The sequence below is a fragment of the uncultured Gemella sp. genome (assembly GCF_963515875.1).
Lineage (GTDB): Bacteria > Bacillota > Bacilli > Staphylococcales > Gemellaceae > Gemella.
In genome coordinates this window covers 53,559-78,390 of sequence record NZ_CAUPZX010000001.1, presented here as the reverse complement: position 1 = coordinate 78,390, position 24,832 = coordinate 53,559, and the positions used below count along the sequence as shown (strand labels likewise).

At 31.9% G+C, this 24,832-nt stretch carries 22 protein-coding genes, 1 pseudogene, 1 riboswitch and 1 other annotated feature; of the genes and pseudogenes, 14 read left to right on the top strand and 9 right to left on the bottom strand.

Features of this window, described 5'->3' with window-relative positions; genetic code table 11:
- Positions 1-177: 177 nt before the first annotated feature.
- A complete protein-coding gene (locus RWL85_RS00390) occupies positions 178-501 on the bottom strand; it encodes a thioredoxin family protein (protein WP_314083733.1) in 324 nt (107 codons plus the stop codon).
- Positions 502-713: 212 nt separating this feature from the next.
- Positions 714-849: riboswitch (Lysine riboswitch) on the top strand.
- 95 nt (positions 850-944) lie between these two features.
- Between RWL85_RS00390 and lysA the strand changes: the two genes are divergently transcribed.
- From lysA to alr, 6 genes are all read left to right on the top strand, one after another.
- Positions 945-2,237, top strand: coding sequence for a diaminopimelate decarboxylase (gene lysA, locus RWL85_RS00385; protein WP_314083732.1), 1,293 nt, complete (start codon positions 945-947; stop codon positions 2,235-2,237).
- A 70-nt stretch (positions 2,238-2,307) separates the two neighbouring features.
- A complete protein-coding gene (gene dapA, locus RWL85_RS00380) occupies positions 2,308-3,198 on the top strand; it encodes a 4-hydroxy-tetrahydrodipicolinate synthase (RefSeq protein WP_314083731.1) in 891 nt (296 codons plus the stop codon).
- Between the two features lie 2 nt (positions 3,199-3,200).
- Entirely contained in the window at positions 3,201-3,944 is a 744-nt protein-coding gene (dapB, locus tag RWL85_RS00375) for a 4-hydroxy-tetrahydrodipicolinate reductase (protein ID WP_314083729.1), read from the top strand.
- 193 nt (positions 3,945-4,137) lie between these two features.
- On the top strand, positions 4,138-4,839 hold the full coding sequence (gene dapD, locus RWL85_RS00370; protein ID WP_314083727.1) for a 2,3,4,5-tetrahydropyridine-2,6-dicarboxylate N-acetyltransferase: 702 nt from the start codon (positions 4,138-4,140) through the stop codon (positions 4,837-4,839).
- Between the two features lie 17 nt (positions 4,840-4,856).
- On the top strand, positions 4,857-6,014 hold the full coding sequence (locus RWL85_RS00365; protein ID WP_314083725.1) for a M20 family metallopeptidase: 1,158 nt from the start codon (positions 4,857-4,859) through the stop codon (positions 6,012-6,014).
- 103 nt (positions 6,015-6,117) lie between these two features.
- Positions 6,118-7,191 (top strand): alanine racemase, encoded by a 1,074-nt coding sequence (alr, locus tag RWL85_RS00360; protein WP_314083723.1) that lies wholly within the window; start codon positions 6,118-6,120, stop codon positions 7,189-7,191.
- A gap of 187 nt (positions 7,192-7,378) precedes the next feature.
- Here alr and RWL85_RS00355 read toward each other — a convergent pair whose 3' ends face one another.
- From RWL85_RS00355 to RWL85_RS00345, 4 genes and pseudogenes are all read right to left on the bottom strand, one after another.
- Positions 7,379-7,879 (bottom strand): universal stress protein, encoded by a 501-nt coding sequence (locus RWL85_RS00355; protein ID WP_048802863.1) that lies wholly within the window; start codon positions 7,877-7,879, stop codon positions 7,379-7,381.
- 203 nt (positions 7,880-8,082) lie between these two features.
- Positions 8,083-8,286 carry an immunoglobulin-like domain-containing protein gene (locus RWL85_RS08540; RefSeq protein ID WP_399533323.1) on the bottom strand — a complete coding sequence of 68 codons (204 nt, stop codon included), beginning with the start codon at positions 8,284-8,286 and terminating at the stop codon, positions 8,083-8,085.
- 33 nt (positions 8,287-8,319) lie between these two features.
- A pseudogene (locus RWL85_RS08535) lies at positions 8,320-8,634 on the bottom strand (DUF5011 domain-containing protein); the annotation flags it as partial.
- A gap of 87 nt (positions 8,635-8,721) precedes the next feature.
- Entirely contained in the window at positions 8,722-9,387 is a 666-nt protein-coding gene (locus tag RWL85_RS00345) for a DUF1461 domain-containing protein (RefSeq protein ID WP_314083717.1), read from the bottom strand.
- 193 nt (positions 9,388-9,580) lie between these two features.
- On the opposite strand from RWL85_RS00345, the gene treR reads away from it, so the two are divergent.
- From treR to metA, 8 genes are all read left to right on the top strand, one after another.
- Positions 9,581-10,303 (top strand): trehalose operon repressor, encoded by a 723-nt coding sequence (gene treR / locus RWL85_RS00340; RefSeq protein ID WP_314083715.1) that lies wholly within the window; start codon positions 9,581-9,583, stop codon positions 10,301-10,303.
- A 447-nt stretch (positions 10,304-10,750) separates the two neighbouring features.
- Positions 10,751-11,131: a class Ib ribonucleoside-diphosphate reductase assembly flavoprotein NrdI gene (nrdI, locus tag RWL85_RS00335; RefSeq protein WP_314083712.1), complete on the top strand. Its 381-nt coding sequence runs from the start codon at positions 10,751-10,753 to the stop codon at positions 11,129-11,131.
- Positions 11,118-13,208: a class 1b ribonucleoside-diphosphate reductase subunit alpha gene (gene nrdE, locus RWL85_RS00330; RefSeq protein WP_314083710.1), complete on the top strand. Its 2,091-nt coding sequence runs from the start codon at positions 11,118-11,120 to the stop codon at positions 13,206-13,208. The genes nrdI and nrdE overlap by 14 nt, the downstream gene beginning before the upstream one ends.
- 24 nt (positions 13,209-13,232) lie before the next feature.
- Positions 13,233-14,201, top strand: coding sequence for a class 1b ribonucleoside-diphosphate reductase subunit beta (gene nrdF / locus RWL85_RS00325; protein WP_314083708.1), 969 nt, complete (start codon positions 13,233-13,235; stop codon positions 14,199-14,201).
- 9 nt (positions 14,202-14,210) lie between these two features.
- Positions 14,211-14,777 carry a histidine phosphatase family protein gene (locus tag RWL85_RS00320; RefSeq protein ID WP_314083705.1) on the top strand — a complete coding sequence of 189 codons (567 nt, stop codon included), beginning with the start codon at positions 14,211-14,213 and terminating at the stop codon, positions 14,775-14,777.
- A gap of 88 nt (positions 14,778-14,865) precedes the next feature.
- A complete protein-coding gene (locus RWL85_RS00315; RefSeq protein WP_314083703.1) occupies positions 14,866-15,429 on the top strand; it encodes a histidine phosphatase family protein in 564 nt (187 codons plus the stop codon).
- A gap of 367 nt (positions 15,430-15,796) precedes the next feature.
- Positions 15,797-19,597, top strand: coding sequence for an SHIRT domain-containing protein (locus RWL85_RS00310; RefSeq protein ID WP_314083702.1), 3,801 nt, complete (start codon positions 15,797-15,799; stop codon positions 19,595-19,597).
- A gap of 138 nt (positions 19,598-19,735) precedes the next feature.
- Positions 19,736-19,964 (top strand) — a binding site (T-box leader).
- A gap of 64 nt (positions 19,965-20,028) precedes the next feature.
- Positions 20,029-20,946: a homoserine O-succinyltransferase gene (gene metA / locus RWL85_RS00305; protein WP_314083699.1), complete on the top strand. Its 918-nt coding sequence runs from the start codon at positions 20,029-20,031 to the stop codon at positions 20,944-20,946.
- Between the two features lie 54 nt (positions 20,947-21,000).
- On the opposite strand, the gene RWL85_RS00300 is transcribed toward metA, so the two are convergent.
- From RWL85_RS00300 to efeB, 4 genes are read right to left on the bottom strand one after another with little or no spacing between them, the layout of a single operon-like run.
- A complete protein-coding gene (locus tag RWL85_RS00300; protein WP_314083698.1) occupies positions 21,001-21,195 on the bottom strand; it encodes a twin-arginine translocase TatA/TatE family subunit in 195 nt (64 codons plus the stop codon).
- On the bottom strand, positions 21,195-21,911 hold the full coding sequence (tatC, locus tag RWL85_RS00295) for a twin-arginine translocase subunit TatC (RefSeq protein WP_314083696.1): 717 nt from the start codon (positions 21,909-21,911) through the stop codon (positions 21,195-21,197). The genes RWL85_RS00300 and tatC overlap by 1 nt, the downstream gene beginning before the upstream one ends.
- 9 nt (positions 21,912-21,920) lie before the next feature.
- Complete coding sequence (locus tag RWL85_RS00290; RefSeq protein ID WP_314083694.1) at positions 21,921-23,618, bottom strand: FTR1 family protein; 1,698 nt, start codon at positions 23,616-23,618, stop codon at positions 21,921-21,923.
- Positions 23,596-24,831 carry an iron uptake transporter deferrochelatase/peroxidase subunit gene (efeB, locus tag RWL85_RS00285; protein WP_314083692.1) on the bottom strand — a complete coding sequence of 412 codons (1,236 nt, stop codon included), beginning with the start codon at positions 24,829-24,831 and terminating at the stop codon, positions 23,596-23,598. The genes RWL85_RS00290 and efeB overlap by 23 nt, the downstream gene beginning before the upstream one ends.
- Position 24,832: the final 1 nt, after the last annotated feature.

Below are 24,832 nucleotides of genomic sequence, written 5' to 3'. Positions count from 1 at the left end.
TTTATAATATAATGAAAGTAATAAGAGATGTCTATCCTCCTCCCCCGTTGTTATTTTTTTTTGGGGGGGTCGATATCTCTTTTTTGTGTTACTATTTTATTTGACTCATAGTACAATGATAACAGATAAGAAGTTGGTGCATTCCGTAGGGACTAGGTGATTTCTTATCTTCCTTTTTTATTTCATTTGTTCACTCACACTACTTACTTTTTCTAGTATTTCATCTAGGCTGAAGTAGCCGCTTTTTTGAATAGATAGTCTTCCTTCAATATAAACTTCTACAGTTGGTGCTGAAAGAATGCCTCGTTGAGCAGCAATCTCCATATTTTCTTCTAATGAAACGTAGTATGCTGGAATATCTTTGTGATCTTCTTGCCACGTAGTAATTCTGTTTTTTATTGAGTGACATGGCATACATGTGGGTGTTCCGTATTGAATAATCGCTATGTCATTGTCATTGATAATTTTATTTAAGTCGTCATTTTTTGTGAAGTCAATCATATTTTATAATCCTTTATTTTTATATAAGAAGCAGTGTAGTATGCTGTCTTTCTTTTAATATTTGTATATTATAGTTGTTTTAAAGGGAAATTTCAACTATCATTAATTGTGCATATACATGGTTCAAAAATAGGGTATTATAAAAATTTTCTGAAAACTATTGACAATAATTTTAAACCATGATATTATTTATACAACGTAAATAGATAAGTATTATAAAAAGAGGCCGCGATGACTAATTTAAAAGGTAGCATCGCCGAAGTGATTTATTTCACTGGGGTTATGTCGAATAGGCATAGCACTGTCATTAGAAAATGCCCATTTTCTTCATGGTGAGCTTTTTATAATAAGGGCAAGAGGAATAGGATAGAATTATAAGCTAGACTACAAGGACCTTTTGTTCTTGTAGTCTATTTTTTATAACTTATTTGAAGGAGAAAGTAATGAGATTATTTGATGGTATGACGATAGAAGATGGTGAACTGAATATTTCGGGAGTTGGAGTAAGTGAGTTAAAATCTCAATACGGGACCCCCCTTTATGTTTATGACGAGAATATGTTAGTGAACCAATGTAGAACTTTTATTAATAATTTCAAAAGTTCAAGGTTTAGTACAGAAGTTCTTTTTGCATCGAAAGCTTTTAGCTGTTTAGAGGTATTAAGAATTGCGAATAGAGAAGGCTTAGGCGTAGATGTGGTTTCACTTGGTGAAATTCATACAGCATATAAAGCTGGATATGATATGAGACGAGCTTATTTCCACGGGAATAATAAAACTCGCGAGGAACTACAATATGCATTAGAAGTTGGTGTAGGAACTATCGTCATAGATAATGACTACGAATATGAAATGATTAATGAAATCGTAAGAGAGAGTGGGAATACTGTAGATGTGCTTCTAAGAATTAATACTGGTATCGATGCTCATACTCATGAATACATAAAAACTGCAAAAGATGATTCGAAATTTGGTTATTCAGTATATGATGAAACAATTTATGATTTAATCACAGATATTAATAATCAAAGTAACCTTAACTTCGTAGGATTTCATTCACACATCGGATCACAAATTTTTGAAAAAACTTCATTTTTCGAAGCTGTAAAAGTGGTTATGGAATTTACGAGAAGAGTTCAAGAAAGATTAGGTTTAACTATAAGTGTTCTTAATCTAGGTGGAGGTTTCGGAGTTTATTATACTGAAGAAGATAGACCCTTTGAACTTGCTGAATTTTTAAGAGAGTACATCGAAGTAGTTGAACGTGAAAGTGATAATTTTGGTTTAGATTTAACTAAGGTAGTTATTGAGCCAGGTAGAAGTTTAACATGTAATGCTGGTAGTACATTATACAGTGTTGGTGGAGTTAAGAAGACTTTTGCAGGTCGTGAATATGTGTTTGTTGATGGTGGAATGGCAGATAATCCCCGTTATGCATTATATAAAGCAAAATACGAGGCTATGTTAGCTAACAAGATGAACGAACAAGCCACTACAACTTATACAGTTGCTGGTAAATGCTGTGAGTCCGGGGATATGTTAGTAATGGATGCGAAATTACCAAAAGCTGATCAAGGTGATTTATTATTAGTATCATCGACTGGGGCGTATAACTATAGTATGAGTAGTAACTACAATAGATTACCGAAATTACCAGTTGTATTTGTAAAAGACGGAACTAGTCGCCTAGTAGTTAAAGGTGAGACTTTAGAAGATTTAATTAGACAAGATATTTAATTCAAAAAATAACATAAAAAATATTATTAAAAATATAAAAAAACAACATAGATATAAGGAGAACAAGATTATGACAATTTATACAGGAAGCGGAGTAGCAATAGTAACACCATTTTTTGAGGATGGAAGTGTAGATTATGAGACATTTGGAGAGTTAATCGAATTCCAAATTAGTGAAGGTACAGATGCGATTATCGTAGCTGGAACTACTGGGGAGAGTTCAACAATGCCTGACGATGAGCAAGTAGCGGTTGTTAAATTTGCGATTGATAGAGTAGCAGGCCGTGTACCGGTTATCGCAGGTAGTGGAGTTAACGATACAGCTCACTCAATTAGATTAAGCCAAGAAATTGAAAAATTAGGACCGGATGCATTATTAGTAGTAACACCGTACTACATCAAAACTAGCCAACAAGGTTTAATCGAACACTTTGAAGCGATTGCTAATAGTGTTGATTTACCGATCGTACTTTACAATGTACCAGGAAGAACAGGGCAAGTTATGGCGCCTGAGACTATTTTACACTTATCTCAGCACAAAAACATCGTAGCATATAAAGATGCTGTAGGGGACATCGCTCATACTTTAGCAGTTAGAAACTTAGTAGGGGATAAAATTGATATTTATTCAGGAAATGATGACATTAATGTACCGATTATTTTAGCAGGTGGTAAAGGAACAATTTCTGTTTTAGCTAACGTTTATCCAAAAGCTACGCATTTAATGTGTAAATATGCTTTAGAAAGACAAGTGGATAAAGCATTCGATCTTCAACTTAAATATTTAGACTTCATCCACATGTTATTCGCTGAGCCAAACCCAATGCCAGTTAAAAAATGTGTAGAATTAATCGGAAAATCAGCTTGTCACTACCGTCTACCGATGACACATGTTGCACCAACGTTAGCGACAAAATTAGAGCAAGAGATTGCAAGACTTAATTCATTACAAGGAGAGTAAAAATGAGAGTTTTATTAAGTGGTTATAATGGAACGATGGGACAAGTTCTAAAAAACTATATTCAAGATAGTACTGATTTAGAAATTGTTGCAGGAGTAGGGCGAGAATTATTAGAAGAGAAATTTGCAACTTATACTTCATATGAAAGTTTAGAAAAGGTTGCTGATGTGATTATTGATTTTTCTCATCACGCAGGGACTGCTGAATTAGTGGAGTATGCTAAACGTACAAGAACGAAAGTTGTAATAGCGACAACTGGTCACACTACAGAAGAATTAGAATTAATCGATGAACTAGCAACTCATGTTGGAGTAGTTTATGCTGGGAATTATAGTTTAGGAGTAAATGTCTTAGTCGAGTTAGTGAAAAAAGCTAGTGAATTGTTACTAGGATATGATATCGAAGTTATTGAAAAACACCATAATAAAAAAGTCGATGCACCTAGTGGAACTGCAAAAATGTTAGTTGATGCGGTTAAAGACGTGGAAGATTACAATAGAGTCTATGGTCGTCACGGAGATATGAAACGCCAAGAAAAAGAGATTGGAATTCATGCAGTTCGTGGTGGAACTATAGTAGGTGAACATGAAGTGATTTTTGCTGGTGAGGATGAAGTAATCGAGATTAAACATACAGCTCTTAGTAAAAAAATGTTTGCAAAAGGATCTGTTACAGCTGCACAGTGGCTTAACAGTGTTGAAGAACCTAGATTATATTCTATGAAAGATGTACTAGGTATAGAATAATAAAGTTAGAAGCGACTTAAATGAGTCTATAGAGGTGATAACAGAATCATCTCTAAGTAGTTTATAACTAGATAAATGAAGAAAGTAATCTAGTATAACACTTAAACAAAGAATATTATAATAAAGTTAGTTTGACATATGTAAAAATTAGATATAAAATAGAAAAAAATCATATAGATAATAGGAGAAAGAAATGAAATCAACAGAAGAGATTATTAAATTTATAGCAACATCTAAAAAGAAAACACCGGTTAAAGTTTACGTTAATTTTAATGCTGAAGTAGAATTTCCAGAAACTTTAGAAGTTTATGGTGAAGGAAACTCAAAAGTTATTTTTGCGGACTTCGCTGATTGGGTGGAATTTTACGAAGCTAATAAAACTGTGGTAGTAAATCACCGTGTTGAAAATGATCGCCGTAATAGTGGTGTACCGATGATCGATTTGACTCAGTTTAATGCTCGTATCGAACCAGGGTGTTCAATTCGTGAACACGTTAGTATCGGAGATAACGCGGTTATCATGATGGGAGCTGTTATCAACATCGGGGCTAAAATCGGAAAAAACACTATGATCGATATGAATGCTATTTTAGGTGGACGTGCTGAAGTTGGAGAAAATTCTCATGTTGGTGCTGGATCTGTATTATCAGGTGTTATTGAACCAGCTAATGCAACACCAGTTCGTGTAGGAAACAATGTTCTTATCGGGGCTAATGCTGTTATCTTAGAAGGGGTTCAAATCGGAGATAATGCCGTTGTTGCAGCTGGAAGTGTAGTAACAAAAGATGTAGCAAGTGGTGATGTAGTTGCGGGTGTTCCAGCACGAGTTATTAAAACACGTAGTGAAGTTGCAGAAGAAAAAGTAGATATTATTGCAGAATTAAGAAACTTATAATAAAGTAGGTAAAGAAGATGAAAGTAATTACTGAAGAGAATTTAACATCATGGCGTAGACATCTGCACCAAAATCCAGAGTTATCTTTGGAAGAACATAAAACTAAAGAATTTATCGCAAGTGTCTTAAAAGAATATGGTATAGAATATCAAGAAACTCTTGAGACAGGGTTGGTAGTGATTTTTAAAGCAAGCGTAGAAACTAATGATACGATATTATTTAGAGCTGATATTGACGCACTTCCTATTTCAGAGGAAAATGATGTCGATTTCAAATCAAAAAATGATGGAGTAATGCATGCATGTGGTCATGATGGACATACTACTATGCTTTTGGGAAGTGTTATTGAAGCGGCTGATTATTATAATAATAATGCTACGAAGGTGAACAGTATCTTTGTATTTCAACCTGCTGAAGAAACTTTTGGTGGTGGGAATTTATTAATCAATGATTTTGATTTTTCACCGTATAATGTTTTAGCAAGTTATGCATTACATATGAATCCAGATTATCCAGAAGGTCATATTGTTTCTAAACCAAAAGAAATTATGGCTAGTGCAAATGAATATAGAATTTATATTAAAGGGCGTGCAGCTCACGTTGGTTTAAAAAATACTGGAATCGATGCTCTTAACGTGGCTACAATGTTCTTCCAGGAGATGCTAAAACTTAATGCGTTGCACACTAAAGCACGTAATACTAATATTATTCATATTGGTAAAATGTACGGTGGAGATGCGATGAATGTCGTTGCGGAGAATGCATATTTAGAAGGAACGATTAGAACGTATAGCATGGAAGATTTAGCGACGATTAAAGCTGCGATTGAAAATACGTGTGTAGGACTTGAGCATCTTACTGGCGTAAGTATCCGCGTTGATTTTGCTGAAGGGTATCCTGCGGTAATTAATGATGAAGTTCCTTATCAAGTAATTAGAGAAGTCATAGAAAAAGAAAGTATCGACTATATTGAGTTGGAAGAAGCTTATCTGTATGGAGAAGACTTTTCATTCTTTAGTAGATTGTCTCCTATAAACTATAGTTTTTTAGGTCTAAGAAACGAAGAGAAAAACTATGTTTCAGGATTACATACACCAACTTTCAACTTCGATGAAAAAATACTAAAAGTAGGCGTTCAATATTACCTTGGTATATTGAAATATTATAATGAGTAAATCTTATTGATTTTGAGTAGAAAGTAGGGGGCGACTCAATAACATTGATTCTATAGAATCAGGAGTTTTGAGTTGCCCTCATTTATTAAAGAAAGGATTTTTTATGGCAACGATTGAGTTAAATTACAATAATATACGACAAAATGCTATTAATTTAAAAGAACGAGCACAAGATATAATAGCCGTGGTTAAAAATAATGCGTATAATTTAAATTTAAGAGAATGTGTAAAATTATACTCAGAAGCAGGGATAAATTACTTTGCAACGACAAAAGAAGAGGAGTGCAAAGTAATAAGAGAAACACTTGGTGAGGATGCTAATATTTTTCTTTTAAATCCAACGTATGATTTTGATTTAGTTAGACAATATAATATCGAGATAAATATAGCGAGCTTTGAATATTTAAAAGAAAACCTTGAAAGTGTAAGAGGTTTAACATTACAGTTGGAATTTGCTGGTAGTATGAGACGAGCTGGAGCGAAAAATTTTGAAGAAGTATTAGAAATTATAGAATTTTGTAAAAAAAATAATTTAAAATTAAAAGGATTTTGGTCTCATTTTTCTTTTGCGGATGAGTTTGATAGTTTCTACGAAAAAGAAAAAGAGCTGGTCTTGAAGGTTCTTGAAGAAGCACAGAAAAATTATGATTTTGAAGTAGTTCATTTGCAAAATAGTGCTTCATTTTTACGTGATGGTGCGTTTGAGAAAACAACCCACCAGAGATTAGGGATTATTCTTTATGGAGCTATGCCTTATAATGTGAAGGAAAATCCAGTTGCTCTAAAAAATCTAGTTATCAGGAACCCGATAACTGTTTATGGTGAAATAATTAATATAGTAACCTTGAATAAAGGTGAGTGCATAGGGTATTCTAATTCTTATATAGCTGATGTTGATAAAAAAGTAGGAGTTGTTAATATTGGCTATGGTGATGGGATACTACGAGATAGATTAAAAGGAAAAACCTGTATAATTAAAGGCAAAGAGAGAAATATTTACTCGACGATGATGAGTCACTTAGTAGTAGAAATAGGTGAAGAAGAAAGTATCGGAGATAGGGTTTATATTTATGACGATAAGCAGCAACTTCATGATTATACTAAGTATTTTGGACCGAATTCTGTGCAACTTGCAGCCTTAAATTATGATAGTTTAATAGTAAAAAAAATATATTAAATGTTATAGGTAGTGCTTCAAAAATCGTAATTTCAAAGAAATCGATTTTTGAAGCACTCTCATTTTTTATATTACAAATATAAAAAAAGAAGCAACTCAGGATATTCCATGTGTTGCTTCTTTTAAAAAAGGAAAAATTTTAAATGAATTTAAATTAACAAGTACTAATTTAAATATTTTAGAAATCTTATTTATCTTGTTCCTCTTGGAATTTTTTAGCAATAGTTGCTTCAAAATCCGCAGGGATAGAACGTTGTTTAATGATGATAACGTCAGATTTAGCATATCTAACGATACCTTCAGACACTGATCCCATAAGCATACGTTTGAAACCAGTTAAACCAGAAGATCCACAAACTACAAGGTCAATACCTTTTTCATCAACGATATCTTCACTTAGAACAATTTTAGGAATCCCCTGTTCTACAATACCGAATACTTTAGTTAGTCCATCTTCTTTAGCAGATTCAACATAGCTATCAACTAATTCTTTAGTACGTTTATAGAATGAATTGAAAATATATGGATCTGATAAACCAGAAGTTGCGATTGTTGCATCAATTACAGAAGCGATATATAATTCTGCATCTTCATTTCTCTGAGCAATAGCTACAGCATTTTTAAATGCCCACTCAGCTTGTTTAGAACCGTCAACTGCGACTAAAATTTTAGAATATTTATTTTCCATGATCAAAACCTCCGACTTCTATGTCTTTACTTATATTATAACACATTTACAAAAAAAGTAAACGCTATTTTATAAAAAACTAGCATTAATTTTATTTTATAAAAATAAAGAAAAACCTATAGGAGGATACTATATAGCTCTTTTCCTATAGGTCTAAATGATTTTATTTTTTATTATTTTCTTTTTATTTTCATGAATATAGATTACACGTTTTCATCAATTACAGTAATAGTTCTTTTGCGCTTATGTTCTTTATTATCGATTGTCACTCTGTATACTAATTCATAAGTACCTGGTGTAGAAGTATCAACTTCTCCTTCAATAATCAGATCATCCAGATATGATTGTCCAGCTTTACGTGCAATGACTCCTTCGGAACTGATATCTATTTGTTCACCAACTTTAATTGTAGCATTTTCAGGAATGATAAAGTAGAAAGTACGTTCAAGACGACGTTCAAGACGCTTTCTATATTTTTCTTCATCTTCGGCACTCATACGATCTCGAAGTTTTTCATCTACTAAAGGCATTAATTCTACTTCAGTATCAGCAATACAGATTCTACTATTTACTAGCGTGAATGTTTGAGTTCGCCCAGGTCCACAGTAAGATTGACATCCTATGATAAATTCAGCATTTGGAGCTTTCTTTTTTAATTTTGGAATTAAAGTTTTAAGATTAACACCAAGACAATCATCACATAATCTAAATGTTACTTTATCTTCAGTAACAATATTTTTATCATTTTGAGTCATATTGTATCCTTTCATAATTTATTTATTTATTTGAAACTAAAATTTATTATATCACATAATTGTAATAAATAAAATTTTTAATACATTTTAAATAGAAATGTTTTTAGCTTTCTTCTTTATAACAAAATTTATTATAAATAGTGATATAAATAATATAAAGATGTGAATTATTATTTTTGTAATAAGACTTATGAAGAACTCTTCTGGAACCATTTGAATTAGATTTGATTCATCAGGGCTTAATAACCATAGGTCATTAGAAAATAGAAGTTGATGAAACTTAATCCAGAAAGAATTGAAATTATATGAAATTATACAAGCTAATCCTCCGATAACCACAAAAAATGATAGTAGTACTTTATTAAATGTTTTAGAAATATAGTATATTGTATTTCTTTTACAGAGTATTACTAATAATATAGTAGAAATAATGAATATTATTAAAAAAATTATCATTATTTTATGGCTAATATTGTATAGTGTTCTTACATCTACCATATGCAGTATATCTTTAGGCGTATACCATGAAGTATTTAGTTCTGCATTATAGTTGAGGTAATCTAGAAGATTAGAAGTATTATCTATTAATTTATCATATGTTGTTCCTATATTAGGGGCTAAATTTTCTTGTGTATAGAAGTTTTTATAAAAATCTAAATTAAAACAATTGTAAAATATTAGAGCAAGAATCGCACTAATAAATAGTGAAAAATTTTCAATAATAATGAGTAGTTGTACTATATATTTTTTCATTTAAGCACCTCCACTTTATATTATATCACATAAATATTATTGAAGAAATAAAGCTTTCGTAAAATTAGGTTTACATATTTACACAAATTAACAAAAAAATCTAAATTATAAAAGTTTTTGAGTAAAAAAAGTTTAATATTTGCATAAATTATGGTAAAATATATATATATAGTTATTTGTTTTGGGGGAAATCATGAATAAGTTTTTTAAGATCTATTTAGAGTTAAGAGAAAAAATAGAAAATAGGCAATACAGGTCTAATTCGCTTTTACCAAGTGAGAATGAGCTTGCAAAGGAATATGATGTTTCTAGGGAAACTATAAGAAAAGCATTATTGTTATTATTAGAAAATGGATATATTCATAAAATACAAGGCAAGGGATCTATTGTTCTTGATGTACATAGATATCGTTTGCCGGTGACGGGTCTTTTAAGTTTTAAAGAACGTCGTCAATTTCAAGATGTAGAAGCTATCACAAAGGTATTAGTTAACGAAGAAGTTGAAGCACCAGAATTTTTAGTAAGACTGGGTCTTGTTAAGAAAGGTGAAAAATTAATTTATCTTGTTCGCCAAAGAATAGTTGATGGTGAAGCTATTATATTAGATAAAGATTATATTAGAAAAAATGTAATAGAGAATATACCAACAGAACGTGTAGAAGAATCTCTATACGAGTACTTGGAGAAAGATTTAGGTATTAAAATTTCTTATGGAAATAAAGACTTTAAAATCGAACCAGTCAGCGAAGAAGATTTAACATATATTGATTTGAATGGTCATAAACATATAGCAGTATTAAGAAGCGATGTTTATACTGAGGGTACTGATTTCCTTCATTACACAGAAAGCCGTCATAGGGTGGATAAGTTTCATTTCTCTGAATTTGCTAGAAGAAGAGGAAGTAAATCAAACTAATATTATTGTAGAAAGAAGGACTGATATAAAAGTCCAAAATTTAAAAATAGTTTATATGCGAATTTATAGACGTAATTGTTTGTTGATATCCAAATTTGCTTTATAAAAGCTTTTTAGATAGTTAATAAACTTAGCAGGAGTGACTTAATAAAATCGATTTCTCTGAAATCATGATGTTGAGTCACTCCTTTTTTGTTGAAATTTTAAAGGAAAAATTTTTAAATAAAATTTTTTTATATGGTATTTTTACTATTTATTTATCTGTCTATCTGTCAGGAATAAACTTTATAAATATTAAATAAATATACAAATTTCGAAAAAAAAATACAAGCGTTTCCAGTCGAAAAATAATCATTGAAAAATACCAAAATAAAGTGTATAATAAGTATAACATTTAAATTTCCGGGAAATAATTTTCGGAAATATTTTGTGGGAGTGTGAAGTAAAATGAAGATAATTGTGTTTTCATTGACAGGTAATTGTAAGAGATTTGTAGACATGTGTAAGATTCCTGAAGAAGATGTTATTGACTTGTGGGATATTGATTATGAAGTGGATTTCGACTATATTTTGATTACTCCTACTATAGGTTTTGGAGATGTTCCTGAAGCTGTAGCGGAGTTTTTGAAAATAAATCACAAACATTTAAAAGGTGTAGTGGGTAGTGGAAATAAGAACTGGGGTAAAAGATTCGCCAATGCTTCAGAGACAATTAGTAAAGAGTATAACGTACCGTTATTAATGAAGATAGAACTACACGGGAATACAAAAGACTTAATAAAATTTAAAAAAATATATTTGGAGAGTGTAGAGAATGGAGAAATTTAATCACATTGAACTAAATAATGAAGTAACTAAAAGAGGTGACAATGGCTTTTTTAAATTAGAAAAGGATATAGAGGCTATTGAAGAATTTCTTCGTGAAGTAGACTTTCGTACTGTTAAATTTAGTTCAGAAATGAAGAGACTGAGATACTTAGTAGAGGAGAATTTTTACTACAATATCTTTGAAAAGTATATTGAAGATGAGATTTTGGAATGTTTAGAGCTTGCTGCTAACTTTAAGTTTGAATTCAAAAGTTACATGGCAGCAAGTAAATTCTATAAAGACTATGCATTAAAAACTAATGATAAAAAACAATATCTAGAAAACTTTAATCAACATGTATTTATTGTAGCGATGTATTTAGGGGATGGTGATGTAGAGTTAGCTAAGGAACTTATGGTTTCTATGCTTGAACAAAGATTACAACCTGCAACACCAACATTCTTAAATTCTGGAAGAAGTCGTCGTGGTGAGCTAGTATCTTGTTTCTTATTAGAAGTGGGAGATTCACTTAATTCAATCAATTACATCGACTCAACAGCAAAACAACTTTCGAAAATCGGTGGTGGGGTTGCGATTAACTTATCAAAATTACGTGCACGTGGAGAGAGTATTAAAGGTATAAAAGGCGTAGCTAAAGGTGTTATACCTGTTGCTAAGTCTCTAGAGCAAGGTTTTTCATATGCTGATCAACTTGGACAACGTCCAGGAGCTGGTGCTGTATACTTAAATATTTTCCACTATGATGTGTTAGAGTTTCTAGACACAAAAAAAGTTAATGCCGATGAAGAATTACGTCTTCCAACGATTTCAACAGGAGTTATCGTACCGTCACTATTCTTCGATTTAGCTCGTGAAAATAAAGACTTTTATATGTTTGGACCACATTCTATCTATGAAGAATATGGTTTAGTGTTAGATGATATTGATATAGCTAAATACTATGATGATTTTGTAGCTAATGAAAATATTATGAAGCGTAAATTCGATGCTCGTGATATGCTTAACCTAATTGCTCAAACTCAACTACAATCAGGTTATCCATACTTAATGTTTAAAGATAATGCTAATAAAAATCATGCACTTCGTGAAGTTGGACAAGTTAAGATGAGTAACTTATGTACTGAGATTTTCCAATTACAAGAAACTTCAGTAATTAAAGATTACGGTGAAGGAGACATTATTAAGCGTGATATTTCTTGTAACTTAGCTTCATTAAATATCGTAAATGTAATGGAAAGTAAAAAAATTAAAGAATCTATTTATTCAGGTATGGATTCACTAACATTTGTAAGTAATTCTACTAAGATTAAAAATGCTCCTGGGGTTGTAAAAGCCAATGATGAGTTCCACTCTGTTGGACTTGGAGCAATGAACCTAAATGGATATTTAGCTAAAAATTGTATAGCTTATGAAAGTGAAGAAGCAAAAGATTTTGCGAATGTATTCTTCATGATGATGAACTACTATACATTAGAACGTTCAATGCAAATTGCTAAAAAACGTAAAGAAACATTTAAAGACTTCGAAAAATCTGATTATTACAATGGAAGTTACTTTACTAAATATATTGAAAATGACTATTTACCAGTAACAGATAAAGTAAAAGAGTTATTTGAAGGAATCTATGTTCCGACAAAAGAAGACTGGAAGAGTTTAAAAAATAGAGTAAAAGAAAATGGTTTATATCATGCTTATAGAATGGCTATAGCACCGACTCAAAGTATCTCTTATGTTCAAAATTCAACATCAAGTGTACTGCCAATTGTTGATAAAATTGAACGTAGAAGTTATGGGAATGCTGAAACATTTTATCCAATGCCGTACTTAAGTCCAAAAACTCAATGGTACTATAAATCAGCGTTTACTATAGATCAAATGAAACTTATTGACTTAATGTCAGTTATTCAAGAACACGTAGACCAAGGTATTTCTGTGATTTTATTCGTAAATTCTGATATTACAACAAGAGAACTTGCTAGATATTATATTTACGCACATCACAAAGGATTGAAATCACTATATTATACAAGAAATAAATTACTTTCTGTAGAAGAATGTACGTCTTGTTCTATATAGAAAAGAGAGGATAAATTACTAATTATGAAAGCTGTAAACTGGAATAAACAAGATGACTTAACATTTATGTATTGGCGTCAAAATATTGCTCAATTTTGGGTTGATACTGAGTTTAAAGTATCAAAAGATATCAAGAGTTGGAACGAAGATTTAAATGATAAAGAACGTGAAGCTTATAAAAAAGTATTAGCTGGTTTAACTGGTCTTGATACTCAGCAAGGTGATAAAGGTATGCCTCTTGTATCTCTACATACAGAAGATATGAGAAAACAAGCTGTATACAGCTTTATGGGAATGATGGAGCAGATTCACGCGAAAAGTTATTCAACAATATTTACATCTTTAATCCCTTCACAAGAAACAGACTACTTATTAGATGAATGGGTTCCTAGTAATCCAGAACTTCAATATAAAGCGAAATTAATTGAAGACTACTATATGAAACTGTTTAAGCCAGAAGTTCCTAAATATGACTTATATATGGCTCGTGTTGCTTCAGTATTTTTGGAAAGTTATATTTTCTATAGTGGATTCTTCTATCCATTATATTTAGCTGGACAAGGAAAGGTAACAACTTCTGGAGAGGTTATTCGTAAAATTTTATTAGATGAAACTATCCACGGAAGTTTCACAGGATTTGATGCTCAAGAATTATTCAAAACTCTTACTCCAGAGGAGCAAGAACGTGCTGAAAAAGAAATGTATAAATTATTATTAGATTTATATGAAAATGAATTAAAGTACACTAAAGATATATATGATGAAATTGGATTATATGAAGAAGTAAAAGATTATGTAGAGTATAATGCTAATCGTGCTTTAGCAAACTTAGGATATCCAGGATATTTTGAAGATAAAGAGATTAATCCAATTATCGAAAATGCAATGAATACAAATACTAAAAACCATGATTTCTTTAGTGTTAAAGGTGATGGATATGTAGTTAGTATGAATATAGAATCAATTGAAGATGAGGATTTTATTTTTGAATAGGTAAAAATCATGAAAATATTATTAGTAAGACATGGTGAGACAGATTATAATAAAAATAGATTGATTCAAGGTCATAGTGATATTGAATTAAATGAAACTGGAAGAAATCAAGCGACAGAAGCAGGAAAAAAGCTAACTGAACATAATATAGATTATGCTTTTAGCAGTCCATTAAAACGCGCTGTTGAAACAACTAGACTTATGCTTGATAACTCTAATAATAATCAAAATATTTCCAAAGAGATAATTACTGATGAACGTTTAATTGAGAAATTTTTTGGGGTTTTTGAAGGTAGTACATTTGAAGAATATTTTTCTGCATTAGATGCACAAGAAGGTTTGGAATCAATCGAAAAAGATGAAGATGTATATGAGAGAGTTAATTCATTTTTCAATGAACAATATTTAAAATATAAAGATGAAACAATTTTAGTTGTTTGTCATGGTGCATTAATCCGTATATTTTTAACTGTAGTAGGAGTATATCCAAATACGACTACATTGGTGGATAATACTGGATTAAATATCTTAAACTATGATGGACAAGAATTTATATTAGAGAAATTTAATATTTAGATAACTAGGGAACGACTCAAAATTCTGATTTTGAAGAAATCATTTTTAAGAGTCGTTCCCTAATTTTTCAAGTAAAGGAGATGGAAATATGCGAATAATTTTAGCAAGACATGGAGAAACTGATTATAATAAAAATAAAATGGTTCAAGGTCACACTGACATACCGCTAAATGAAGAAGGTATTCGTCAAGGAATAGCAGCGGGTAAAAAAATCGAAGGATATAAGATTGATATAGCATATAGTAGTAATTTAGTAAGAGCGTATGATACTGCAAGATATATGCTGGATAATTCAAATAGTGAAGATAACAAAAAGCTACCTGTAATAAAGGATAAAAGATTAATTGAAAAATCATATGGAGGATATGAAGGTGTTTCTTTTGCTGAATATGGAGCAGGGATGAAGGCTGGAGAAACAAGAGGAATGGAATTAGATACAGAAGCAGCAGATAGAATAGAAGCATTTTTCAAAGCAAAATATCAAGAACATCCAGATAAAACTATGTTAGCTGTGTGTCATGGTGGAATAATACGTTCTTTCTTAACACAAAAAGGTATCAAAGAAGTGTCGAGAGGAGTAATAGTAAATACTTCAGTTAGTGTTCTTGAATATGATGGGAATAAGTTTGAACTCATAGAGTTTAATAAGTAAGTAGTTAATAGGAATTTTTGCTAATGTATTGCAAGAGGATAATTTTTTAAAATTGAGTTATTTAAAACTTTGATTTTGAAAGTTATCCTTATTTTTATTTAGAATTTAATAGTTGTTAAGATTACAACGTAAGATAAGTTTTTAAAAAATAATTTAGTTAATTTTTTTTATGTATCCTAATATTTATAGTAACATATGAGGTTGTTTCTGCAAACCTTGTAAATTGAAAATATTATGGAAGAAAATTTATCTATATATCTTTTCATATAAAAATTAAAAAGTCTAATTATTTTATATAAAATGTTGACTGGTTATATTAAATAGTATATAATTCTATATGAAAGATGATTTTAAAAGGAGTGTTATTATGAGATTGAATAAAAATACACCGTATGAGAAATATAATACATTTAGTATTAAAAAATTTAAAGTAGGTGTAGTATCTGTTCTAGTTGGTTCTACATTTTTTGTTGCTGGAGGAGTGGCTTTAGCAAATACTTCAAGTGAGAATACAAATAATGGAGCAGCTGTATCTACTGAGAATAATGTTGGAAACTCTCTTCAAGGAGTACCTCGTACAGCGGGAGTAAGAAATGAAAATGGTGTACCGGGAACAACATTAGGAAGTGATAGAGCAGCATCAACAGAAAATGGGTCTATTAAGCCAGAAGAAAATACTGAAACAAGCAACAATAATGAGAACTCTAGAGGGATTGCTAGTGCTACAGTACCAGCAAATTATGCTGGGAAAGTAAGTCTTATCGGTCAATGGACAGGTGAATCACACGAAAAAAAAGATACTGAAAATGCATATAAGAATGCTACAGATAAATTAGGTAATCCATTGCCTAATACCGGTCTTTTCCGTAGTGTCGCAAAAACTTTTCTTGGTTGGTCTGACAAACCACCTGTAGATGGAAAAATTGCAGATGGTGCAAGACTGTTCTCCCCAGAAGACACTTTAGCTACAGCCTTTCCAGATGGATTGAAAGCTGATTCCAAGCTATACGGTGTATATGCCAGTTTAAATGACCAGGATGAGCCTTTCCCTACAGATAAATTTTCTATGGGATTTGCGATTATAGGTGGAATGAATAAATTTAAAATTAACGATAATAAGGTTAATATTGATACAAATGTAAAATCGGATGATGTATTACCCAATACTAAGTTAAACAAAGACACAGAAGATAAAGAAAAAAATACACGTCGTATCATCGATGAGTATAAACCGGACAATAATGATACTACAAAAGTGAATGAAGTGGTTTTAAAAGCTGAGTTTGAAATGGATAAAACTACAGCGATGACTGTGTATAGAAATCCTCATATAGGATATGTTGGTCCTGTTTTATCTAATTCATATAAAGGGAATCAATTTGAATTGGGCGAAAGGAGAAAAACTTACACATATGTAGACTTAAATGTGAATTTAGACAAAGATTTAGTTGTTCCGGAAAAATTATATGCAGAGTTTAATGGTTACTCATGGAGACCTTTATATGCTCTTGGAATTAAGGAAGATGGAACGAAGGAAATCTTAAATGTGTATTCAAAAGATGGAACAGCGTTAGGAAATACAAAAGATAGCTTTAATTCAATCGTTAGTAATACGGACCCTAGAGTCACATTTGGTGTTGAAACTAAAGGTAACCATAATATAACATTTAGAATGATTCTTAGATCGTTAAATGATAAGGATAGTGATCGCCCGGAAAATGAACGTAATGAGCGTATAGCTGAGAGTGTAGTAAAACCGGATGAAGGCAAGTCTATTGCTGAAACAATTTTGCGCAATATGACACTTCGATCTCTTACATCAACAGAACTTAAAGCATTATTCCCTAATAAGAGTGATGAAGAAATCAATCAGATGGTTATTCGTATTAATCAAGAAAAAGCCAAAGGGTTAGCAGATACAAATGGTGAAACAGTTCTAAGAGTAACAGGTTCTGTTGAGGGTAATGTTCATCCAAATGCAGGGAAAATAGGTTGGTTTAATTCAGCCACAAATTTACCTATTAATAAAGTAGAAGCTAATATTTTAGAACTAGGTTATGTTACATTTTATAATGTATCTTATAAATTCGTAAGTGGAACGCCAGATAAGACATTGCCAGCAGCAATAGAAGGTTATAAACCAATAGACCAAAACCGTTATGCAAATCAGGCAGAAATAAATGCGACTCAACCGACAACTAGAGAGTATGTAGATGTAGAAAACGATGGTAAATGGGTATTCAAGAGCTACGATGCAGAAAGCAAAGCAGTAAATAAAGCAGATGTAGAGTTTATAGGAACATGGGAATTCGAAGCTAATAAGTACGGTGTAATATACAGATTCCAAAGTGGAACGCCAGGTAAGACATTGCCAGCAGCAATAGAAGGTTATAAACCAACAGACCAAAACCGTTATGCAGATAAAGCTAATGTAAATGCGACTCAACCGACAAAAACAGAGTACGTAGATGCAGAAAACGATGGAAAATGGGTATTCAAGAGCTACGATGCTGAAAATAAACAAGTAGATAAAGCAAATGTAGAGTTCATTGGAAAATGGGAATTTACAGCTAATAAATACGGTGTAACATACAAATTTGAAAGTGGAACGCCAGATAAGACATTGCCAGCAGTAATAGAAGGCTATAAACCAACAGACCAAAACCATTATGCAAATCAGGCAGAAATACATGCGACTCAACCGACAAAAACAGAGTACGTAGATGCAGAAAACGATGGAAAATGGGTATTTAAGAGTTATGATGCTGAAAATAAAGCAGTAAATAAAAAAGATGTAGAGTTTGTAGGAACATGGTTATTTGAAGCTAATAAATACGGTGTAACATACAGATTCGAAAGCGGAACTCCAGGTAAGACATTGCCGCAAGCGATAGAAGGCTATAAACCAATAGACCAAAATCGTTATGTAGATAAAGCTAATGTAGGTGCGACTCAACCGACAACTAGAGAGTATGTAGATGCAGAAAACGATGGGAAATGGGTATTCAAGAGCTACGATGCTGAAAATAAAGCAGTAAATAAAGCAGATGTAGAGTTTATAGGTAAATGGGAATTCGAAGCTAACAAATACGGTGTAACATACAAATTCCAAAGTGGAACAGAAGGAAAAGATCTGCCAGCAGCGATAGAAGGCTATAAACCAACAGACCAAAACCGTTATGCAGATAAAGCTAATGTAAATGCGACTCAACCGACAACTAGAGAGTATGTAGATGCAGAAAACGATGGGAAATGGGTATTCAAGAGCTACGATGCTGAAAATAAAGCAGTAAATAAAGCAGATGTAGAGTTTTTAGGAACATGGTTATTTGAAGCTAATAAATACGGTGTAACATACAGATTCGAAAGTGGAACGCAAGGTAAGACATTGCCACAAGCAATAGAAGGCTATAAGCCAGCAGACCAAAATCGTTATGCAAATCAGGCAGAAATAAATGCAACTCAACCAACATCTACAGAGTATGTAGATACAGTAAATGATGGTAAATGGGTCTTCAAAGGTTATGATGCAACTAAAAAACAAGTAAACAAAGCAGATGTAGAGTTTTTAGGAACATGGGTATTCGAAGCTAACAAATACGGTGTAACATACAAATTCCAAAGTGGAACTAAAGGGAAAGAATTACCTAAGAATATAATCGAATTAACTCCTACAGATAAAAATGAGTATATTAATGGAAAGGAAGTTAAAGCAGAATCTCCAGCAAAAACAGATGTGAATGATGGAAAAGGAAGTTGGGTATTTAAAGGTTATAAAGAGGATAAAAAAGTAATAAATAAAGAAAATGTTCAGTTCGTAGGAACATGGGAATATGAAGAAAAAGCTCCAGAGCCAAAGCCGGAACCTAAGCCAGAACCAAAACCAGAGCCAAAGCCGGAGCCAAAACCAGAGCCGAAGCCGGAACCAAAACCAGAGCTAAAGCCGGAACCAAAACCAGAACCAAAGCAGGAGCCAAAACCAGAGCCAAAACCGGAGCCAAAACCAGAGCCAAAACCAGAGCCAAAGCCGGAACCAAAACCAGAGATACAATCTAAAAAGATTGGCGTATTACCAAATACTGGTGAAAAACAGTCTAATGTTGAAATTTTCGGTGTGTTAGTAGCAGCTGGTGCAATAATGATGAGACGTAAAAGAAATGCTAAGTAGTAGATTGATGATCACTATTGAGGTAATTTAAATTCGAAAAAGATATGAACAGCAATTTCATAAAACTTCTTAGAATTGTCTAAGCTAATTCTATTGACAAACAGTGTTAAATTCTTTATACTATTAAGTAAATTAATATGTAAAACATTGAAGAGATAAGTAGGTTAAATTTGATTCATAACAGAGAGCTTTCGGTAGGTGTAAGAGAGCAAGAGGAGATATAATTGAAAATGGTCTCGGAGTAATAGTTATCTAATAGGTAATTACGAAGGTGCGCGATATAGCACGACGGTATGAACACGTACCGAGTAAGGTGAATATTTATATTCATAAACATGGGTGGTAACACGATAGACTCGTCCCTATTACATTAATTTGTAATAGTGGCGAGTTTTTTTATTTAAGATAGAACAATTAAGGAGAAAAAAATAATGCCAATATGTATACAAAACGAATTGCCGGTGAAAAATAAATTATTAGAAGAGGGAGTTGTTGTAATAGAAGAGAATAGGGCGAAAAATCAAGATATTAGACCTTTAAGGATACTAATTTTAAATTTAATGCCGAAGAAAGAAGAAACTGAACGCCAGTTGCTAAGACTTCTAGGAAATTCACCCCTTCAAATAACAGTGGAGTTCTTACATATGACAAGTCATATTGCGAAAAACACAGCACAATCTTACTTAGAGAAATTCTATAAAACATTTGATGAAGTGGAAAATAAGTATTATGACGGTCTTATTATTACAGGTGCACCGATAGAACATCTAGAATTTGAAGATGTTAATTATTGGGGAGAGTTGAATGATATTTTTGAATGGAGTAAAACGCACGTATTTTCAACATTAAACATTTGTTGGGCTGCACAGGCTAGTTTATATTATCACTATGGAGTGAAAAAAGAGCAGGTTAGCGATAAAGTATTTGGAGTTTTTGAACATGATGTTCTTATCGAAAATCATACTTTAACGCGTGGATTTACAGATACTTTCTTAGCTCCTCATTCTAGGCATACAAAAATAGAGGAGGAGAAACTTCCTACTATTTCTGATTTGGATATTCTTGCTAAGTCAGAAGATGTTGGAACGCTTCTTGTAGCGACTAAAGATTTAAGAAAGATTTTTATAACAGGACACATCGAATATGATGCAGATACTCTTCATAATGAGTATGTTCGTGATAAAAATAGTAATCTACCGATAGATATTCCTGTAAATTATTACCCAGGAAATAATGATGAAAAAGTACCTAAAAATAGATGGAGAGGAGTTGCCTATCTATTCTATCACAACTGGTTAAACCAGGTATATCAATTAACTCCATATGATTTAACAGAGTTAGGAAAATAAGGTGAAAACAATAGACTTTACAGATATGCTTTAAACATATTGTAAAGTCTATTTTTAGTTATCTTTATTTTCGTCCTTTTTATCTGAGTTTTCTTCTTCAGTTAATCCTGAAATTGATTTTTTAAATGATGTGAACATTTTTCCGATTGATTCTCCAAGTTCAGGCAGACGTTTAGGACCGAAGATAATTAGAGCAGCTATAATAAGAACTATAACTCCTGGGGCTCCTATATCACGTAAAAATCCCATTATTTTTCACCTCTTTTGTTGTAAATATACTTACTAATAATTATGCTAATCTCATAAATTAAAATTAATGGTATAGACATGACGATATCACTAATTAAATCAGCAGGTGTAATAACTACTGCTATTACAATTAATATAAAATATGCGTATCTTCTATTTTTAATAAGGAAGCTTGGTGTTAGTATACCTAATGATATTAGGAATGCAACAATAACAGGAAATTCAAAAAGTATTGCTATCGGTATTGTTGTATTAATAACAAATGATAGATAGTTTTGAGCTGTTAATTGAGTGTTGAATAAATTATCTCCAATAGAAAGTAGCACGTTTAAAATAGCAGGGGTCACTATAAAGAACCCGAAAGCTAATCCTATTGAAAAGCAAATGAATACCGCTGGTATATAAGCAAGTAATGCACGAGCTTCTTTTTCTTCTAATGCAGGTTTAATGAATGCCCAGATTTGATAACAAATAAATGGTATCGAAAAAGTGAAGGCACAAATACCTGCGAGTGTTAGATATATCCATAGTATATCATTAGGCCCAAGAACAATCAATTTATTATTAAAATTACTCGTTAAAAATTTATAAATATCTGAAGACCATAATAAACTTATTATGAAAGAGACAATAAAAAACACAAGGCTTAGTATCAATCTCTTTCTAAGTTCAGTTAGATGATCCACGGTAGAAATTTTATCTCCATATTTCATCATAAATTTTTCCTATTTATCTTTAGATTTTTCATAGAATATGCTAATAGCTATGACAATTATATAGATAACTTGAGTTATTACTACTTCAGAACTAGGATAGATTCCTAGAGTTTCAATAGTAGGTAGATAATCTATAATATGATTTGATAGAATGTTAGTAATTTGTAAGGCGTGTATGCTTACACCTAGCATTTTGAATCCTAGAATATATATTAGCCAAGATAATACTAGGAATACCTTACTGATAGGAAGTTTCCCTGAGGCTTTAACCATTATTAAACCGATAATTATTAAGGCAATAATAGCAAGAGCTATTCCGATTAGGAGATTTGTTGTTGAAATTAACGGCATGATTCCAGCATAGAATAAAATAGTCTCAGCACCTTCACGGAATACTGCCAAAAAGCTAAGTGTGAACATAGATATAAAGCTTCCGGTTGAAAGTACTAGATTTAGTTTAGTATCCATATATTTTTTCCATGCCTTAACAGAACTCTTACTATGTAACCAGATCCCGATACCTATCATCATTACTACTGCGAAGATACCAACCACACCTTCGATAATCTCTCGGTTAGTACCTGACGCAAGAGCAGGGAATGAGTATTTTAAAATAACGGCTGCTAGTATACTAGAAAGAATACCTACTAAGGCACCCGCATAAATCCAGATTAACCCTTTTTTCTGTTTAGCAGCTTTTAATGCACTTGCTAAAGATAAGACGATAATTAGTGCTTCTACACCTTCACGCAGTAAAATTAGCATAGAATCTACAGCGGTATAGTTAGATTTTGTATCTATTTTAGAAAGCTCTGAAATCAAGTTTTTAAGTTGATCTTGATATTTTTGTTCGCTACCTTTGACCATAATTATAGGAGTTTCGCTTTCTACTTTAGTATATAAAGAAGCGTTACGTGTGCGTACTTCTCCTTCGATAACAGGCCAAACTTCTATGAATTTCTTCATTTTTTGTGAACCTTGAGCGTTGTTTCCATCTTTAAAGGCTGAAAGACTATCTTCAAGAAGTCTTATTCCTTGTTCAAGTGTTTTAACATCTGTATTTTGTTCTAGTTTTTTACCTGCTAGAAAATCGTCTAGGTAATTTTTTAAATCTGTTAGATATAATTTTGTAGTTTGATAGTCATATGGTTCTATCTCCATAGAACTTCGTAGAAATGACATAGTTGTTTCTATTTTTCCATAGTAAGTAGGTTCTAGTGTTCTTACGATACCTTCATTTCGTACCCAAGCAGCATTATATTTAACGTATTCTGCTTTCATTGTTTCTATATTTTTAGTATTAATAGCTTTTTCTAATTTATCGAATGCAGGATAAAGTTTTGCTTTAAAAGCTTTTTTCTCGGCATCAACGTCTAAAGGATTTTGTTCATTTTCAAAAGCGAGTAGTGCTGTTGATAATTCCCTAAGTTGTTCTTCATTAATATCATTTGATTTTAATGTTTGTTTAACTTTTTTTCCAGCTTCAGAATCTGAATTTTTCGTTATTTCAAATTCTGTTTTAAATTCTTCTATTAGTTTTTTAGCTTTTTCGTGCTCATTATTTTTTAATGCAGTATTAGCGTCAGTAATTTTTATAAAAAGATTACTATATGATTCTTTAGCTACTATAGTTTTTAAATATGTTGAACTAAAGCTAAATAGCACGATGAAAGCTAAAATAATTTTAGTCAAAAAGTTTTTGCCCAATATATTCTCCCTCCTTAATTCCTCCAAAACATGCGAATAAACCACTACCTATGTGAGTTATGTATTCATTCATTTTATCTTCATTTCCAAGACTATTTTGGATTGTAATAAATTGTTTTGGATCTTTTTGGAATGAAATAAATAGTAATCCAGAATCAAATTGTCCAGTAGTTTCATTTATTCCATCTGAGTAAGAGTAAGAACGTCGTAATAGTTCTACACCCGGTTTATGTGCTAAATGAACATGGGAAGTAACGGGGATTAGTGGTTTTCCATCTGGCCCTTTTTTATTAAGGTCAATTGGTGCAAATTCATCAGTTTCTCCGAAAGGAGCACCACTATCTTTATATCTTCCAAATGTATTTTCTTGTTCATTTAGACTGGTTCTATCCCATGTTTCAAGATGCATTTGAATACGCCTAACAGCCATATAACTTCCATCTTTCATCCAGTTATTATTATCACACCAAACGATTTTATTAAACTGGTCTTCTTTAGTTGCATTAGCAGTACCATCCTTAAATCCAAAAAGATTACGTGGTGTTTCAATACGGTTTCCAATTGCAGCAAAACCAGATTGACTCCATTTCATAGTGACTGTAGAACGAGCTTTTCTAACTAAGTTACGAACAGCGTGAAATGCTACTTGTTCATCATCTGCACATGCTTGAATGCAAATATCTCCACCTGTGTATTTTTCTTTTAGTTGTTCACGAGCGAATGGAGGTAAGTCTTTAAATTCTTCAAGACTTTTATTCTCTAATTTCATTTTTTTTAGGAAACTTGGACTAACTCCAAATGTCAGAGTTAAACGATAGGGATTTAACCCTACCGTTTCTCCAGTATCTTTTGGTGGTAAATAATGGTTTTTAAGAGCAGGTTCAACAAGTTCACCATTCATTAATTTTTCACTATATTTAGTCCATTCTTTAAACATATTAATAACATCGTCACGTTTATTTGAGTGTAAATCTAATACGACAAAATAAACGCATTTTTGCATTAGTGTAGTAATACCAGCTTGGTGTTTACCATAGAAACTGATTTTTTCTTCACCATCAGCAATGACTCTATTGTTTTCAGCTTTATTTGCGAAAAAACCACCAAGAGCTGAGGCACCAACAACCGCACCGGCTCCAGTCATCCCTGCTTTTTTTAGGAAATCACGTCTTGTTATTTTTTTGTCAATCCATTTTTTACCAGATTCTTCCATA

Coding starts and splice junctions, on each gene's coding strand:
- RWL85_RS00345 (WP_314083717.1), bottom strand. CDS start 9,387: ATGAAAAAATATATAGTACAACTACTCATTATTATTGAAAATTTTTCA.
- efeB (WP_314083692.1), bottom strand. CDS start 24,831: ATGGAAGAATCTGGTAAAAAATGGATTGACAAAAAAATAACAAGACGT.
- treR (WP_314083715.1), top strand. CDS start 9,581: ATGAATAAGTTTTTTAAGATCTATTTAGAGTTAAGAGAAAAAATAGAA.
- RWL85_RS00365 (WP_314083725.1), top strand. CDS start 4,857: ATGAAAGTAATTACTGAAGAGAATTTAACATCATGGCGTAGACATCTG.
- RWL85_RS00310 (WP_314083702.1), top strand. CDS start 15,797: ATGAGATTGAATAAAAATACACCGTATGAGAAATATAATACATTTAGT.
- dapD (WP_314083727.1), top strand. CDS start 4,138: ATGAAATCAACAGAAGAGATTATTAAATTTATAGCAACATCTAAAAAG.
- RWL85_RS00300 (WP_314083698.1), bottom strand. CDS start 21,195: ATGGGATTTTTACGTGATATAGGAGCCCCAGGAGTTATAGTTCTTATT.
- RWL85_RS00355 (WP_048802863.1), bottom strand. CDS start 7,879: ATGGAAAATAAATATTCTAAAATTTTAGTCGCAGTTGACGGTTCTAAA.
- tatC (WP_314083696.1), bottom strand. CDS start 21,911: ATGATGAAATATGGAGATAAAATTTCTACCGTGGATCATCTAACTGAA.
- metA (WP_314083699.1), top strand. CDS start 20,029: ATGCCAATATGTATACAAAACGAATTGCCGGTGAAAAATAAATTATTA.
- lysA (WP_314083732.1), top strand. CDS start 945: ATGAGATTATTTGATGGTATGACGATAGAAGATGGTGAACTGAATATT.
- dapB (WP_314083729.1), top strand. CDS start 3,201: ATGAGAGTTTTATTAAGTGGTTATAATGGAACGATGGGACAAGTTCTA.
- RWL85_RS00315 (WP_314083703.1), top strand. CDS start 14,866: ATGCGAATAATTTTAGCAAGACATGGAGAAACTGATTATAATAAAAAT.
- nrdI (WP_314083712.1), top strand. CDS start 10,751: ATGAAGATAATTGTGTTTTCATTGACAGGTAATTGTAAGAGATTTGTA.
- dapA (WP_314083731.1), top strand. CDS start 2,308: ATGACAATTTATACAGGAAGCGGAGTAGCAATAGTAACACCATTTTTT.
- RWL85_RS00390 (WP_314083733.1), bottom strand. CDS start 501: ATGATTGACTTCACAAAAAATGACGACTTAAATAAAATTATCAATGAC.
- nrdE (WP_314083710.1), top strand. CDS start 11,118: ATGGAGAAATTTAATCACATTGAACTAAATAATGAAGTAACTAAAAGA.
- nrdF (WP_314083708.1), top strand. CDS start 13,233: ATGAAAGCTGTAAACTGGAATAAACAAGATGACTTAACATTTATGTAT.
- alr (WP_314083723.1), top strand. CDS start 6,118: ATGGCAACGATTGAGTTAAATTACAATAATATACGACAAAATGCTATT.
- RWL85_RS00320 (WP_314083705.1), top strand. CDS start 14,211: ATGAAAATATTATTAGTAAGACATGGTGAGACAGATTATAATAAAAAT.